This is a genomic window from Pseudomonas jilinensis (assembly GCF_003586265.1).
GTDB lineage: Bacteria > Pseudomonadota > Gammaproteobacteria > Pseudomonadales > Pseudomonadaceae > Halopseudomonas > Halopseudomonas phragmitis.
Window position 1 is genome coordinate 66,377 of sequence record NZ_QJSA01000018.1, and the last position, 15,902, is coordinate 82,278.

General features: G+C 61.6%; 14 protein-coding genes. 7 read left to right on the forward strand and 7 right to left on the reverse strand.

Going from position 1 to position 15,902, the window contains the following annotated elements; genetic code table 11:
• Positions 1-36: 36 nt before the first annotated feature.
• Positions 37-1,143: a DUF2855 family protein gene (locus C2846_RS17135; RefSeq protein ID WP_119702043.1), complete on the reverse strand. Its 1,107-nt coding sequence runs from the start codon at positions 1,141-1,143 to the stop codon at positions 37-39.
• Between the two features lie 78 nt (positions 1,144-1,221).
• On the opposite strand from C2846_RS17135, the gene C2846_RS17140 reads away from it, so the two are divergent.
• The 5 genes from C2846_RS17140 to C2846_RS17160 all read left to right on the forward strand — a co-directional run bounded on the left by C2846_RS17140 (position 1,222) and on the right by C2846_RS17160 (position 5,091).
• Entirely contained in the window at positions 1,222-1,854 is a 633-nt protein-coding gene (locus tag C2846_RS17140; protein WP_080048355.1) for a TetR/AcrR family transcriptional regulator, read from the forward strand.
• Positions 1,855-1,919: 65 nt separating this feature from the next.
• Positions 1,920-2,678 (forward strand): class D beta-lactamase, encoded by a 759-nt coding sequence (blaOXA, locus tag C2846_RS17145; RefSeq protein WP_420849061.1) that lies wholly within the window; start codon positions 1,920-1,922, stop codon positions 2,676-2,678.
• Positions 2,679-2,696: 18 nt separating this feature from the next.
• Positions 2,697-3,179, forward strand: a complete 483-nt coding sequence (locus C2846_RS17150; RefSeq protein WP_080048353.1) for a GNAT family N-acetyltransferase — start codon at positions 2,697-2,699, stop codon at positions 3,177-3,179.
• Between the two features lie 17 nt (positions 3,180-3,196).
• Positions 3,197-4,531: an MFS transporter gene (locus C2846_RS17155; protein ID WP_119702045.1), complete on the forward strand. Its 1,335-nt coding sequence runs from the start codon at positions 3,197-3,199 to the stop codon at positions 4,529-4,531.
• 41 nt (positions 4,532-4,572) lie between these two features.
• Positions 4,573-5,091: a DUF4190 domain-containing protein gene (locus tag C2846_RS17160; RefSeq protein ID WP_205890262.1), complete on the forward strand. Its 519-nt coding sequence runs from the start codon at positions 4,573-4,575 to the stop codon at positions 5,089-5,091.
• Positions 5,092-5,193: 102 nt separating this feature from the next.
• Here the strand turns inward: C2846_RS17160 and yejK are convergent, their stop codons facing one another.
• The 6 genes from yejK to C2846_RS17190 all read right to left on the reverse strand — a co-directional run bounded on the left by yejK (position 5,194) and on the right by C2846_RS17190 (position 13,558).
• Positions 5,194-6,201, reverse strand: a complete 1,008-nt coding sequence (gene yejK / locus C2846_RS17165; protein WP_080048351.1) for a nucleoid-associated protein YejK — start codon at positions 6,199-6,201, stop codon at positions 5,194-5,196.
• A gap of 65 nt (positions 6,202-6,266) precedes the next feature.
• Entirely contained in the window at positions 6,267-8,096 is a 1,830-nt protein-coding gene (locus tag C2846_RS17170; protein WP_119702046.1) for an SLC13 family permease, read from the reverse strand.
• A gap of 15 nt (positions 8,097-8,111) precedes the next feature.
• Entirely contained in the window at positions 8,112-10,961 is a 2,850-nt protein-coding gene (locus tag C2846_RS17175) for a valine--tRNA ligase (protein ID WP_119702047.1), read from the reverse strand.
• Between the two features lie 129 nt (positions 10,962-11,090).
• Positions 11,091-11,618, reverse strand: a complete 528-nt coding sequence (locus tag C2846_RS17180) for a hypothetical protein (protein ID WP_119702048.1) — start codon at positions 11,616-11,618, stop codon at positions 11,091-11,093.
• Between the two features lie 4 nt (positions 11,619-11,622).
• Complete coding sequence (locus C2846_RS17185; protein WP_119702049.1) at positions 11,623-12,054, reverse strand: DNA polymerase III subunit chi; 432 nt, start codon at positions 12,052-12,054, stop codon at positions 11,623-11,625.
• A 13-nt stretch (positions 12,055-12,067) separates the two neighbouring features.
• On the reverse strand, positions 12,068-13,558 hold the full coding sequence (locus C2846_RS17190; RefSeq protein ID WP_119702050.1) for a leucyl aminopeptidase: 1,491 nt from the start codon (positions 13,556-13,558) through the stop codon (positions 12,068-12,070).
• Between the two features lie 156 nt (positions 13,559-13,714).
• On the opposite strand from C2846_RS17190, the gene lptF reads away from it, so the two are divergent.
• Positions 13,715-14,821 carry an LPS export ABC transporter permease LptF gene (lptF, locus tag C2846_RS17195; RefSeq protein ID WP_119702051.1) on the forward strand — a complete coding sequence of 369 codons (1,107 nt, stop codon included), beginning with the start codon at positions 13,715-13,717 and terminating at the stop codon, positions 14,819-14,821.
• On the forward strand, positions 14,808-15,872 hold the full coding sequence (gene lptG, locus C2846_RS17200) for an LPS export ABC transporter permease LptG (protein WP_119702052.1): 1,065 nt from the start codon (positions 14,808-14,810) through the stop codon (positions 15,870-15,872). The genes lptF and lptG overlap by 14 nt, the downstream gene beginning before the upstream one ends.
• Positions 15,873-15,902 lie beyond the last annotated feature (30 nt).

The window sequence follows — 15,902 nt, forward strand, 5'->3', positions numbered from 1 at the left end:
TTGGGAGCATCGCCAGAGCGATGCTCCCTTTCTGTGTTACTCCAGTACCAGCACATGCCCGCAGTTGGGGTCGACCTGGCCATCGACCAGTGAGCGGACCAGCGGCTGGCCAGCTTCCAGTCCCTGGTGCTCGGTAACTGACATCCACGGGCTGGCCTGGTCGCTGACCCGCTTGATAAAGGCCAGTTGGGCTTCATTGAAGCGGCGGGTCACTTCTGCATGCCCCCAGTCGGCATTGCGCTTGCGGATCTGGTAGGGGGCGAAGTAGGGCTCGGGCTTCGGACCGGTCGGCGGAATAGCACTGGCGCTAAGGTGGTCCTGGGAGTGGGCCGAACCGGCGTAGCAGTTGTATTTGAGCGCTTCATCGAAGTGGCTGTGGATGCGGGCGCGCAGATCGTCATTGCCGGAAAAATCGACATACAGCGTCGGTACGTCGGTGCTCAGGCTTTCCAGTTCATCGTAGCTGACACTGCGCTGGTAGCAGCCAAGGCTGTCGACAAAGGCGCAGTTGCGGGCAGAGGTCAGCCCGATCAGTTCCAGCCCCGGTACCTGCTCCAGGCAGAACGCCGTGCCGTAGGCGGTCTTGCTTGAGGCGCTGGAAATGATCACTCGGCGGGCGCCGAAGAACTGGTTGTCCTCAAGGAAATCGGCCAGCATGAACGAGGTGATGAACAGCGGCCGCAACAGCATCTGGTAGTTCTCGTTCTCGGCCCGATAGGCCGCGTCGGTGCTGATGCGCTGGTACTGGTTGTAGGCGGAAGTCAATTCCAGGCGGTGTGCGCTGCCGTCGTAGAAGCCGCGCTCAGTGATCCGTACCGGCTGCATCCGCACATGGCTGGCGATCGGCCAGAAGCCATAGAATCGTTCGCCAATGGTCAGACCGTCCACAGTGCTTTCAACTACTTCGGCAAATCCCCAGGCCGGCATATGGCCCCACTCCCGATTATCGGTGGGGTAGAAGTCCCAATAGCGCAGATGCGGCGTGTCGCCGAAGGCGGCATAGGTGATATTGTTGGTGGTGACCGCCAGGCGACAGATTTTCAACAGTGCTTCCCCGGCTTGCAGTGCCGGTAGCGGCTGGCTGGCAATGCGGGTCTTGCCGAGATCGAGCTTGTCGGTTTGCAACTGGGTAACAAGAGTCATTATGAGGTTCCTGACAGCAATGATGGTGAACACACTCTATCGCGGCGCACGGGAGCAGTGGTTCGGATACCGCCAGCGATGAAGGCAACCCCGAGCGAGCCGCGCAGCAAGCCGCGCAAACGGCCAACCCAGGCCCGGGCCAAGTTCACCGTGCAGGCGATTTTCGATACCTATGTTCGGATTTGGCAGCGCGATGGCTGGGAGCGTCTGACCACCCGGGCGGTAGCCCTGGAGGCAGGTGTTGCGGTCGGCACGCTATATGACTACTTCCCCAGCAAGCAGGCGCTGCACTCAGGTTATGTGCGCCATTGCATCGAGACTCTGATTCATGCGGTCGATGAGCAGGTGGTGCAGGTGCCGGGGCTTAGCTGGCAACAACGCATCCAGCGGCTGATTCGTCTGCTCTGTGGGCTGGAACGAGCCGAATTGTCCTGGTTTCACCCGGATATGCTCAAGCTCGAAGCCCAGATCGCCGAGCACAAGCACCAGCGGCGGGCCTGTGAGGAGCTGGCAGCGATGTGGCAACGAGTCATCGATGCCTGCACCGATCTGCCGGAACCACCTCCGCCGAGCCGGGTCGAAGCCCTGCATCTGGCGGTTTGGGGCGGACGCCGCTATGCCATGCTGGTACAGCTTGATGAGCCTCAATTGTGTCAGTGGGCGCAGGAGATGGAGTATATGTGCCTGGCTGCCCTGCAATCACATAACTGATCGACTTTCATACTGGACAGGGAGAGCCCATGCGCGTTTTGCTGTTTATCTGCAGTTTCTGGTTTATGACCGCTTGGGTACAGGCCGCCCCGGAGCAGCAGCGAGCGGATTGGGCAGCAGTGTTCGATCAGCATCAGGCCAGCGGAACCCTGGTGGTGCTTGATCAGCGTGGCCAGCAGGACCAGCTTTGGGTACACAACCCACAACGAGCGCAGCAGCGCTTCTCACCAGCCTCGACTTTCAAGATCCCGCACGCCCTGTTTGCCCTTGAGGCTGGTGTAGTGCGGGATGAATTCCAGATCTTTGTCTGGGACGGCGTGGAGCGCAGTTTCGCTGCGCACAACCAGGATCAGGACTTGCGCTCGTCAATGCGCAACTCCACCGTATGGGTATACGAACAGTTTGCCGGGCTGATCGGTGAACAACAGGCCCGGCAATACCTGCAGTACAGCAGCTACGGCAACGCCGACCCGAGTACTGAGCAGGGGCCCTACTGGATCGATGGGGCTCTGGCCATTTCCGCCCATGAGCAGATCGAATTTCTCCAGCGTCTGTACAGTAACCTGTTGCCTTTCCGGCTCGAGCACCAGCGTCTGGTTAAGGATATTCTGATCGTTGAAGCCGGGCGTGACTGGATTTTGCGAGCCAAGACCGGCTGGCAAGGCCAGTATGGCTGGTGGGTGGGTTGGGTCGAATGGCCGCAAGGCCCGGTATTCTTCGCCCTCAATATCGATACTCCCAATCGGCTGGACGATTTGCCCAAGCTCGAGGCCATTGGCCGCGATATTCTGCGTTCTATCCAGGCGCTGCCAGATAATCAGTGAAACAACGGAGCCAGCCGCATGACCCTTACTCTCAGCCAAGCCAATTACCATGATCCCGATGATGCCCAGGCAATTGTTGGTCTGCTCGACGCCTATGCCCGCGACCCTATGGGCGGCGGCGAGCCGTTGGCCGAGTCGGTCAAGGCCAGCCTGGTGGGCAAACTGGCTGGTTTGCCGCATGCCTTCAGTGTGCTGGCCCGGGTCGATGGGCAACCGGCCGGACTGGTGAACTGTTTTGAAGGCTTCTCGACCTTTGTTGCCCAACCGTTGATCAACATCCACGATGTAGTGGTACTGCCGGAGTTTCGTGGCCAGGGCCTCAGCCAGCAACTGCTGGAAGAGGTAGAGCGTATTGCCCGGGAACGGGGCTGCTGCAAGCTGACGCTGGAGGTACTCGAAGGCAACCGGGTAGCCCAGGCGGCCTATCGCAAGCTGGGCTATGCCGGTTATGAACTGGACCCGCAGATGGGGCGGGCTATGTTCTGGCAGAAGCCATTATAAGAACCAGAGGAGCTGCGATGAGCGCTACCGAGCTGGCCCCGAAACGCGAAATCTTTGGTTGGGCGATGTTCGATTTCGCCAATCAGGGGTATACGCTGCTGATCATTACCGTGATCTACGGTGATCTGTTTACCCGGGTAATCGTTGGTGATGCCCCGGACTATCGGCTCGGCAATCTGCTCTGGAGTCTGGCGTTGGCGCTCAGCTACCTGATGGTGGTGGTGGCCAATCCGGTCTGCGGCGCAATCATGGACTACACCCATAGCCGCAAGCGCTTTCTGTTCGCCAGCTATCTGCTGACCGTGGTTACCACCGCCATGCTGTATCTGATTGAGCCGGGCTGGCTGACCCTGGCGGTGGTACTGATCGTGCTATCGAATTTCGCCTACTCCATAGGCGAGGGCTTTATAGCCAGCTTTCTGCCGGATCTGGGGCCGCGCCAGGCACTGGGCTGGATTTCCGGGTTTGGCTGGGCCTTGGGTTATGTTGGCGGTCTGGTGGCCGCCGCCTTTGCCCTGGTGTTTCTTGGTGAAGTATCGGCCGACAACTACGACACCATTCGTTGGGTCGGACCTTTCGCGGCGGCCTTCTTCCTGATTGCAGCCATTCCCACCTTTGTTTGGCTCAAGGAGCGGCATAGCGGCAAGCGCCTGCCGGTTGACCAGAACCTGCTGGGGATCGGCCTGAATCGGGTACTGACCACCTGGCGCGAGGTCAGTCATTTTCGTGATCTGCGCTATCTGCTGGTGTCGGTATTTTTCGCCATGGCTGGCATCTACATCATCATTGCCTTCTCGTTCATCTACGGTGCCCAGGTTATCGGCTGGGATGAGAATGTGCGGGTGTTGATGTTCATTACCGTGCAGATCACCGCCACCATCGGGGCGCTGGGGTTTGGCTGGCTGCAAAGCCGGATCGGTGCACGCACCACCTATCTGATCACCCTGAGTCTGTGGCTGGTGGCGATCCTGGCAATCTGGCAAACCCCGGCGCTGACCGGCTTGCTGGCGCGCTGGTTCGGGGTCAGCTGGCAAGCCCAGTACGTTTTTCTGGTAGCCGGTGTGTTGGCCGGAGCCAGCCTGGGTTCGTCCCAATCGGCTACCCGCGCGCTGGTTGGTGTACTGACGCCCAAGGGCAAGGCCGCCGAATTCTTCGGGCTATGGGGTATGGCCTCCAAGCTGGCAGCGGTGTTTGGCATGTTCGGCCTGGGCCTGATTCAATGGGGTGTTGGCCTGGCCGACGCGATTTTGTTCTGCATGCTGCTGTTCGTGCTGGCGATCATCGCCGTGTTACCGCTGCGCGAGGCACGCGGTGCTGAAGCCGCCGAGCAGTGGCGTGATGAGGCGGCTTGAAGCGAGCTGTCGGCTTGATTCATGGAGGGTGAGGGACATTGATGGACGGTGTTGTTGTTGATGTGCCCGGCGCAAAACCGGGTGTGGTGCGCGGTAGTAATGGCCGCCGCTATAGCTATGGGTTCTCGGACTGGAAAGGTCTGGGTATGCCGAGTCAGGGCGATCCGGTCAGCTTTGTCGCGGCGGGTGGGCAGGCTACCGAGATTCAGCGGCGTGCCGACACGGCGACGGCATCGAGCTGGGAGGTAGAGCTGGATGCGGTTGCCGAGCCGGAGCAGGCAGCCTCGACGGTGCCGCGGCAGCCGGCTGGCGATGCAGTCAGAACCTCGGGTTTGGCGGTGCTAAGTCTGGTGATGGGTATTGTGGGTTTGCTGTTTCTGGGCTCGCTGATAGCGGTGGTTTGTGGCCACGTGGCGCGCGCCAACATTCGTCGCAGCAATGGCCAGCTCAAGGGCGATGGTCTGGCGCTGGGTGGGCTGGTGCTGGGTTATCTGGGGTTGCTGTCGTGGCTGGTGATGGTCATGATCCTCTCGACCGAGGGATCGCTGGTGTATCGCTGAACGCGGCAGTTTGCTGCCGCTAGATGGTTTGGTTCGCGGCTGCTGGCTGCTCCTACCCCGCGCATGATTCTGGTAGGAGCGGCTAGCAGCCGCGAATAATGCCTAGCGTTTCTTGTTGCGCAGTTGCTGAATCAGTCCCTTGGGTGGGTGCTTGATCAGCAGGGCATCCTCGCTTTCATCGTATTCGACTCGCTCACCGAGCAGATGCGCCTCAAAACTGATCGACAGGCCGTCAGCCTTGCCATAGAAGCGCATGAAGTTGCTCACCGCGCGCTTGTCCGGCGGGATTTCCGGGGCCAGACCGTAATCCTTGTGCCGGATGTAGTCGTAGAAGGCGCGCGGCTGCTCCTCGTCGATTAGCCCCGACAACTCTTCCAGTGCCACCTGTTCGCCCTGGCGCGCCTGACTGCTGACGTAACCGCTCAGGGCCTTGGTTTTCTGCTTGAGCGCATCCGGCTCCAGCTCGGCTTCACCGACATAGTCACTGAAGGCCTGCAACAGGGTGTTGGTTTCCTCTTCCGGGTTGGAGCCTTCGACGCAGCCGATGAAGTCGCGGAAGTAGTCTGAAACCCGCTTGCCGCTGCGGCCACGGATGAACGAGATGTAGTTCTTGGCGCTGGCGTTCTGTTTCCATTCGGTCAGGTTGATCCGCGCCGCCATGTTCAGGCTGGACAGATCTAGATGCCGGGCAGCGGCCACATCGAGGTCGTCAGTGACGGTAACGCCTTCGGTATGGTGCAATAGAGCGATCACCAGAAACGCGGTCATGCCCTGACGGTAACGGATGAACAGCACATGGCCGCCGAGCGCCAGATTGGAACTTTCCATCAGGGTCTTGAGCTGTTCGGTGGCCTTGGCCGAGAAACCGACGAAATCCAGCTCCTGATCCAGCAACTGCTGCAACCAGCCACTGAACGGGTAGGCGCCGCTTTCCTCGTGGAAGTAGCCCCAGGCCTTGTTCGGCTTGCTGTTGTAGGCTTCGATCAGGCCGGCCAGCAATTGCTCCAGGGCCTCGCTGGCGGCCAGTTCGGCGTCGCGCAGGGTCAGGCTGGCCGGTTGGCCGTCAGGTTTCTTGTGGATCTGATGAACGATGCTGTTGTCGATGGGCATGACGTCTGTCCGCAGGGTTTCAAGGGCCGCACGTTAGCGCAGATCGGCGCGGGGCGCAAAGGCGTTCATAACGGGAACAACCAGGGTACCAGCAGCACGCTGACCAGCATCACCAGCAGGGTGAAGGGCACGCCGATCCGCACGAAGTCGGTGAACCGGTACCGGCCGGGGTCCAGCACCAGAGTATTGACCGGTGAGGACACTGGCGTCATGAACGCTGCCGAGGCGGCCAGGGCGACGATCATGGCGAATGGCGCCGGCGAGGCCTCCAGCGCCTGGGCGGTGGCGATCGCTACCGGGGCCATCAGCACCGCTGTGGCGGTGTTGGAAATGAACAGGCCGGTGATCGCTGTTACGGCAAACAGGGCTGCCAGCAGTGCACGTGGCCCGGCTTCACCAAACAGCTGCAGCAAGCCGTGAACCGCTAGGTCGATCCCGCCGGTTTTCTGCAGGGCCAGGGCGAATGGCAGCATGCCAACGATCAGCAGCAGGCTGGGCCAGTGGATGGCCCGCCAGGCCGAATCCATGTCGATGCAGCGGAATGCGCCCATCAACAGGCAGCCGATCAGGGCGGCCAGCACATTGGGTACCAGGCCGCTGACCATCAGCATCACCATCACTGCCAGACAGAGCAGGGCGTAGGGTGCCTTGCGCTTGGCCGGTGCCACCTCATCGACTTCGGCGGGCAGGCTGAGCAGCAGGAAGTCGCGACTCAGACCATGCAGGCGCTTGATATCCTTCCACTCACCGGCCACTAGCAGGGTGTCGGCGGGCTTGAGCCGTTCATCGACCAGCAATCCTTCCAGCGCCTGGCCGCCGCGACGCAGGCCGACGACGTTGAGCTGGTATTGGCTGCGAAAGCCCAACTCCTGAATGGTCTTGCCTGGCAATCGTGATTCCGGCGGCAGGGCCACTTCGGCCAAGCCGAGCTGGTGCGAGTGGATGCTGTAATAGGAATCACTGAGCGGCAGCGGCTCCAGTCCCAACTCGTCGTAGGCACCGAGCAGGGCAATGGTCGGGCTGGCCAGATCGACCAGCAGGACATCGCCGGGCTGAATCAGCGTATTGCCGGTGGCGATCTGCAGCAGAGTGCGAAAGCGTTGCTGGCGCTCAACGGCGATCACATTGATGCCGTATTGGCTGCGCAGTTCCAGCTCGTTCAGCGGGTGGTTGGCCAGACGCGAGTCCGGGCGTACCCGCAGACGCCGTTCACGCTCGGTCAGGCGGTAGGCGCTGGCCAGTTCGGTCAAGGTCTGGCGTGGCAGAGCATGGCTGTTCTGGGCTTTGGTCTGGCCCAGCCAGTGTCGGGCAATCAGCATGTAGCCGATCCCCAGGGCCAGTACCAGCAGGCCAATCGGGGTGAAGCTGAAGAAGCTGAAGCCGTCCAGGCCATTACGGACCAATTCGCTGTGCACCACCATATTGGGCGGGGTTGCGACCAGGGTCAGCATGCCGCTGATCAGCCCGGCAAAGCTTAGCGGCATCAACAGCCGGGCCGGCGAACTGCCGATGCGGCTGGCGATGCTGAGGACGATGGGAATGAAAATGGCGACGACGCCGGTCGAGCTCATCACCGAGCCAAGTCCGGCGACGGTCAGCATCAGCAGGATCAGCAGCCGGGATTCGCTGTTGCCGGCCTTGGCAACCATCCAGTCGCCGAGCTGATAGGCGATGCCGGTACGGACCAGGCCATGGCCGATCACGAATAGCGCGGCGATCAGGATGACGCTGGGATCGCTGAAGCCGGCCATGGTTTCCTCCAGACTGAGGATGCCCGACAGCGGCAGGGCCAGAATCACCAGTAGCGCGACCACGTCCATGCGCGGCTTGTTGAGGATGAACAGGACCATGCTGCACAGCAGCAGGCCGAGCACCCAGAGCAACTCGCCGCTCATGGCCGGGTTCGCTGGTTACAGACTGGCGATATGCGCGCGTTGCTCACTGAGCTGGGCCAGGGCCTTTTCCGCCTCGGCCAGCTTGGCGCGCTCCTTGTCGATCACCGCCGGCGGGGCCTTGTCGACGAAGCCGGCATTGCCGAGCTTGCCGCCAATGCGCTTGACCTCACCTTCCAGGCGACTGATTTCCTTGTCCAGACGCGCCAGTTCGGCGGTCTTGTCGATCAGTCCGGCCATGGGCACCAGCACTTCCAGCTCGCCGACCAGTGCGGTGGCCGCCAGCGGCGCTTCTTCGCCGTCGGCCAGTACGCGGATGCTGTCGAGCTTGGCCAGTTTCTTCAGGAACGCCTCGTTGTCCTGCAGGCGGCGCAGGTCTTCGCTGCCAGCCTTGCGCAGCAATACCTCCAGGGCCTTGCCCGGCGCGACATTCATTTCGCCACGGATGTTGCGCACACCAAGGATCATCGCCTTGAGCCATTCGATATCGCCTTCGGCGGCTTCGTCCAGGCGGCCGTCGTCGGCCTGCGGCCAGGGTTGCAGCATGATGGTCGCACCGCTCTTGCCGGCCAGCGGGGCGATCTTCTGCCAGATTTCCTCGGTGATAAAGGGCATGAACGGGTGGGCCAGACGCAGCGCAGTTTCCAGCACTCGCACCAGGGTACGGCGGGTACCGCGCAGACGCTCGGCCGGGGCGTTGTCATCCCACAGCACCGGCTTGGACAGCTCCAGATACCAGTCGCAGTACTGGTTCCAGATAAATTCATAGAGCGCATTAGAGGCCAGGTCAAAGCGGAACTGGTCGAGCTGGCGGGTCACTTCGGCCTCGGTGCGCTGCAACTGCGAGATGATCCAGCGGTCGGCCAGGGTCAGCTCGACCGGCTCACCATTGACTCCGGTGTCCTGGTCTTCGCACTGCATCATTACATAGCGCGCGGCGTTCCAGATCTTGTTGCAGAAGTTGCGGTAGCCCTCAACCCGGCCCATGTCGAACTTGATATCGCGACCGGTGGAGGCCAGCGAGCAGTTGGTAAAGCGCAGCGCGTCGGTGCCGTAGGCGGCGATGCCGTCGGGGAATTCGGCGCGGGTCTGCTTGGCGATCTTTTCTGCCAGCTTGGGCTGCATCATGCCGCTGGTGCGCTTCTGCACCAGCGATTCGAGGTCGATACCATCGATGATATCCAGCGGGTCGAGCACGTTGCCCTTGGACTTGGACATCTTCTGGCCCTGGCCATCGCGCACCAGACCGTGCACGTAGACGGTCTTGAACGGAATCTGCGCGCTGCCGTCCTCATGCTTCATCAGGTGCATGGTCAGCATGATCATGCGTGCGACCCAGAAGAAGATGATGTCGAAGCCGGTGACCAGCACATCGGTGGGGTGGAAGGTCTTCAGCGCTTCGGTCTGCTCGGGCCAGCCGAGGGTCGAGAAGGTCCACAGACCGGAACTGAACCAGGTGTCCAGTACGTCATCGTCCTGGCGCAGTGGTGCATCGCCAAGGTTGTGCTTGGCGCGTACTTCCGCCTCGTCACGGCCCACATAGACGTTGCCAGCCTCGTCATACCAGGCTGGAATGCGGTGGCCCCACCAGAGCTGGCGCGAGATGCACCAGTCCTGGATGTCGCGCATCCAGCTGAAATACATGTTTTCGTATTGCTTGGGCACGAACTGGATGCGGCCGTCTTCCACGGCGGCAATGGCCTGCTCGGCCAGCGGCTTGGTGGAGACGTACCACTGATCGGTCAGCCAGGGCTCGATGACCACACCAGAGCGGTCGCCCTTGGGTACCTTGAGTGCGTGGGGTTCGATCTTTTCCAGCAGGCCGGCGGCCTCGAAGTCGGCGACGATCTGCTTGCGCGCCTCGAAGCGGTCCAGTCCGGCATAGGTGGCCGGCAGGCTGGTGTCCAGCTCGCTGTTGACGCTGCCGTCGATATTGAACACCTGGGCGCTGGCGAGAATCGCGGCGTCCTTGTCCAGCACGTTGATCAGCGGCAGGGCGTGGCGCTTGCCGACCTCGTAGTCGTTGAAGTCGTGGGCCGGGGTGATCTTCACGCAGCCGGTACCGAACTCCGGGTCACAGTAGTCATCCGCGATGATCGGGATGCGCCGGCCCACCAGCGGCAACTCGACAAATTTGCCGATCAGCGCCTGATAGCGCTCGTCGTTCGGGTTCACCGCTACGGCGCTGTCACCCAGCATGGTTTCCGGGCGGGTGGTGGCGACCACCAGATAGTCTTTGCCCTCGGCGGTCTTGGCGCCGTCGGCCAGCGGGTAGCGCAGGTTCCACAGCGAGCCGGTCTCGTCGTGGTTTTCCACTTCCAGGTCGGAAATTGCGGTGTGCAGTTTCGGGTCCCAGTTGACCAGCCGCTTGCCGCGGTAGATCAGGCCATCCTCATGCAAACGCACAAAGGCTTCCTTGACCGCCTCGGACAGGCCCTCGTCCATAGTGAAGCGCTCGCGGCTCCAGTCCACTGAGCTGCCCAGGCGGCGGATCTGCCGGGTAATGGTGCCGCCGGACTCTTCCTTCCACTCCCAGACTTTCTCGAGGAACTTGTCGCGGCCCAGATCATGGCGGCTGACGCCCTGTGCGGCCAGCTGGCGCTCAACCACCATCTGGGTGGCGATGCCGGCATGGTCGGTACCCGGCTGCCACAGGGTGTTGCGGCCCTGCATGCGGCGGAAGCGGATCAGAGCATCCATGATCGAGTTGTTGAAACCATGGCCCATGTGCAGGCTGCCGGTCACGTTCGGCGGCGGCAGGGCAATGGTGTAGGACTCGCCCGAGCCCTGGGGGGCAAAATAGTTGTTCTGCTCCCAGGTCTGGTACCAGGAGGTTTCAATGGCGTGCGGCTGGTAGGTCTTGTCCATGGGTGTCTGGCTATCCGGTTATCTGCTGGCGACGGGAATCGTTCGCCCGCTCAGGTGGGCGTTTGTCGCGGAAAAACCGCCATTATAACGGGCTGAGGCGTTGCCGGCATCCGTTGTGATGCGGCTGATTTACTTCAGTTGTTCGCGTACCAACTGATCCAGTTTGCGCTGCAGGCGCCGGCGCAGCTCGTCCTCGATGGTCGGCATCAGGTCGTCGAGTACATCCTGCAGGATCAACTGGGCTTCGGCCTGCAGGCGAGCCTCCATCCGCACCTCGCGGGCGCCGGTGTGCGGCCCGTAATGGCTGGGTGGTGGCGTTGGGTTGGAAAGCAGTCGGTCGAGCTGCAGGCGTTCTTCCGCCAGCTTGGCCAATGAGGCGTAAGGCAGGAACGGGTTGTGCGGTTTGCCTGCGTCGGTTGGCTCCGGCGCGGCTGTGGCGGTAGGGCCTGGCGCTGGTGCCGGTTCCGGTTCGCGCAGGGTGGGCGGGGTTGCTGCGGGATCAGTGACGATATCCTGCAGCAGCGGGATGTCGAGCTGGGCGCTGGCCTCGGCATCGGGCTCGCCCTGGTCATGCTCACCGTGCTCGTCAAGCAGGTTGCGAATGGACTCCAGGTCCTCAAGCAGGCGTGAGGGTTCCGAAGGGTCGCGCTGAGTCATGGGGTTATCCCGCCGTGCGGATATTGTGGGTTTGCAAAGGATAGCCGCGTTCGCGGTAGAAACGGAAGCGCTCACGTGCCGGAAGGCGAACCGGATCATGTTCGACGACGATTTCCGCCAGCCGGCTGAAACTGCTGAAGAACCCCGGAGCCTGATCGCTGAGGTTGATCAGCAGGTCGTGATGTTCGCCGGGCTCATCCCCATGACCGATCACCACGGCCTCGTGCGGGCTTTCACTGTGCAGGCCGTGAGGCAAGAATGCCTCCGGGCGAAAGGCCCATAGGTGCTCATCGAGCGCCTGGGCCTGTGCTTCGTCCGCGCAGTGCAGATAGATCCGGTGCCCGCTCCCCCAAGCTTTGTGTGCCAAACGGCAGGCATAATCCAGCCGCTGGGCTGGGTTGGCCGAAGAGAGCAGGTAAAAATCAATCCGGGTCATGGGGTGTTATATCTCAGCCAGCCTGATTCAGCAGGTACTGCACCAGCATCGGCACGGGCCGGCCGGTAGCGCCCTTGTCCTTGCCGCCGCTGATCCAGGCCGTACCGGCGATGTCCAGGTGTGCCCAGGGGTAAGCCTTGGCGAAGCGCGACAGGAAGCAACCGGCGGTGATGGTGCCAGCCTTGGGTCCGCCAATGTTGGCCATATCGGCGAACGGGCTGTCGAGCTGCTCCTGGTATTCCTCGAACAGCGGCAGTTGCCAGGCGCGGTCGTCGGCCTGCTTGCCGGCGCTCAGCAACTGGTCGATCAGTTCATCGTTGTTGCCCATCAGACCGGATACATTGCTGCCCAGAGCGACGATGCAGGCGCCGGTCAGGGTGGCGATATCGACCACGCTGGCCGGTTTGAAGCGTTCGGCGTAGGTCAGGGCGTCGCACAGTACCAGGCGACCTTCGGCGTCGGTATTGAGAATCTCGATGGTCTGGCCGGACATGCTGGTGACGATATCACCGGGCTTGGTCGCAGTGCCGCTGGGCATGTTCTCGGCTGCAGCGATCAGGCCGACCACATTGATTGGCAGCTTGAGGCTGGCCACTGCCTTCATTACCCCGAATACGGTGGCGGCACCGCACATGTCGTACTTCATTTCGTCCATGTTCAGGCCCGGCTTGAGGCTGATGCCGCCGGTGTCGAAGGTAATGCCCTTGCCGACCAGTACATGCGGTTTGCCCTTGGCCTTACCGCCGTTGTAGCTGAAGCGGATCAGCTTGGCCGGCTCGGCGCTGCCGGCGCTAACTGACAGCAGTGAGCCCATGCCCAGTGCCTTCATGGCCTTTTCGTCGAGCACTTCGATTTCCAGTTCCGGGTGCGCCTTGGCCAGGGCCTTGGCTTCGCGGGCCAGATAGCTGGGGGTGCAGACGTTGCCTGGCAGGTTGCCAAGGTTCTTGGTCAGGGCCATGCCGCTGCCGATTGCCTGGCCGTGCTCAATGGCGCTCTTGAGTGTAGCGGCGTCACTCTTGTCGGCGCTCCACAGCAGGCACTTCTTCAGTTTCGGCGCGCTGGCCTTCTTGCTCTTGAACTGATCGAACTGATAGAGCGCGTCGCTGATGGTTTCCACCAGCAGGCGGGTGCGAGCGTAGAGGTCGCGGTCCTTGACCGCCAGGGCCGGCAGAGTCAGCAGGGCGTCGCTGGCACCGCCATCCTTGAGCTGGGCAACCACGGCTTTGGCCAGTTTGCGCAGGCCGCGGTCGTTCAATTCGTCTTCCTTGCCATAGCCCAGCAGCAGCACCCGCTGGGCGGTGATGCCCGGCAGGCCAAATAGCATCAGACTTTGTCCCGGCTTGCCGGTGATGTCGCCATGCTTGATTGCAGCACTGATCTGACCGCCGCACGCCTTATCCAGATCAGCGGCCGGACCGCTCAAGGATCGGGCTTCGCTGAGGGCGACCACCAGGCAGCCGCTCTTGATGGTTTCCAGTGTGCCGTGCTTGACGTTGAACTCCATGGTGCTCCCCAAGACAAATCAAGTGGATTGGCTGATAATACGTCGCCATAACCGGCCTGAACGCCTCGATGGGGTTTTGCCGGCCTGGTCGACCTTACCAGGTTTCATTTAGCTGCATTCTGGCTCATTAGCACGCCAGGAGCCAAGGACGTTAATGTGATTGTTTTTCGCTATCTGAGTCGCGAGGTGTTGCTGACCCTGACGGCGGTCAGTGGCGTGCTGCTGCTGATCATCATGAGCGGGCGCTTCATCAAGTATCTGGCTCAGGCTGCTGCCGGGCAGCTTGACCCCGGGGTACTGTTTTTGATCATGGGCTATCGTCTGCCCGGCTTCATGGTGCTGATTCTGCCACTGGGAATGTTTCTCGGCATTCTGCTGGCCTACGGGCGCATGCATCTGGACAGCGAGATGACGGTGCTTTCGGCCAACGGCATGAGTGACCGCAAGGTGCTCTGGTATACCCAGGGGCCGGCCTTGCTGGTTGCGCTGGTGGTGGCCGTGCTGAGTCTGTGGGTGTCGCCGTTGGGGGTGTACAAGACCCAGCAACTGTTCAATGAACAGGAGGCTATCACCGAATTCGATACCCTGGCCGCCGGGCGCTTCCAGTCGATTGGCCGGGATGCGGCGCGGGTAACCTATGCCGGCAACCTGTCGGATGATCGTACCGAGTTGCAGGAGGTCTTCATTGCCGAGCGTACTGGCAGTGGCGCCGATGCCAGTATCGGCGTACTGGTGGCCGAGGTTGGACGTCAGCAGCTCAATCCCGATGGCAGTCGCTATCTGGTGCTGTATGAAGGCTATCGCTATGACGGCCGGCCAGGTGCTGCCGATTTTCGTACCATCGAATATGACACCTACGGTGTGCTGCTGCCCAAGCCGGAAGTGGCGACCGAGGTGACCGATCGTGAGGCCATGCCCACCCGTGAGCTGCTGGGGCATGCCGACCGCAAGATGCAGGCCGAGCTGCAATGGCGTCTGGCGCTGCCGCTGCTGGTGCCGATCGTGGCCTTCTTTGCTGTGCCGCTGGCCCGGGTCAATCCGCGTCAGGGTCGATTCCTCAAGCTGTTGCCCGCCATTTTGCTGTATATGACCTATCTGGCGTTGCTGATTACTGCCAGGGGCTGGATTGAAAGCGGGCGCATGCCGGCGAATCTGGGGCTCTGGTGGGTGCATGGGGTGTTCCTGGCGGTCGGTCTGCTGCTCAACCGTCAGGCATTGCTGGCGCCCAGCGCGCCTCGGGGAGGTTCGCATGCGGCGGCTTGATCAGCATATTGGCACTACCGTGCTGTTCAGCATCCTGGTAGTGGCCGTCATCATTCTGGGGCTGGATCTGCTGTTCGCCTTTATCAACGAGCTGGATGACCTGAAAAAGGGTGACTACAGCGCGATGGAGGCCTTGATCTACGTTCTGCTGACCTCGCCCCGGCGCTTTTACGACATGCTGCCACTGTCGGCCCTGGTCGGTTGCCTGGTGGGCTTGGGTACGCTGGCCAGCCATTCCGAGCTGACGGTGATGCGCGCCGCCGGCGTTTCGGTTGCCCGGATCATCGGCTCGGTGATGAAGCCGCTGCTGGTGTTGATGGTGGCTGGCGCACTGATCGGCGAATATGTGTCGCCCTATACCGAGAATCTGGCGGAAAGTCGCCGGGCCATCGCCCAGGGCAGCGGCGAGGCGATCAAGTCGCGCGGGCTCTGGCACCGTGAGGGCAACGACTTCATTCACATCAATGCCGTGCAACCCAATGGCGTGTTGCACGGGGTGACCCGTTACCGTTTCGATGGTCAGCGCAACCTGCTGGAAACCAGCTTTGCCCGGCGCGCCAGCGCCCAGGAGCAGGGCTGGCTGCTGGAGGATGTCGAAACCACGCACTTCATCGAGGATGGCCACACCAGCACCAGTCGCGACCTGCAGCAGCACTGGGATGTTGAGCTGTCTTCGGAACTGCTCAAGGTAGTGGTGCTCGATCCCGACTTGTTGTCCATAGCCGGCATTTGGCGCTATCAAACCTACCTGGCCGAGCAGGGCTTGAACAACAGCCAGTACTGGCTGGCGTTCTGGAAAAAGCTGCTGCAGCCGGTAGCTACCGCGGCGCTGGTGTTCGTTGCCATTTCCTTTATCTTTGGGCCTCTGCGCTCGGTAACGCTGGGTCAGCGGGTGTTTACCGGGGTGCTGGTTGGCTTTGGTTTTCGTATCGTGCAGGACCTGCTCGGACCGTCCAGCCTGGTCTTTGGCTTCCCGCCGCTGATTGCCGTGGCGCTACCGATTGCGGTGTTGCTGGTGATGGGTGTCGTGCTGATGCGCCGGGCCGGCTAGTGAACCCCTGAAAAACTACCTGCGTTGGCA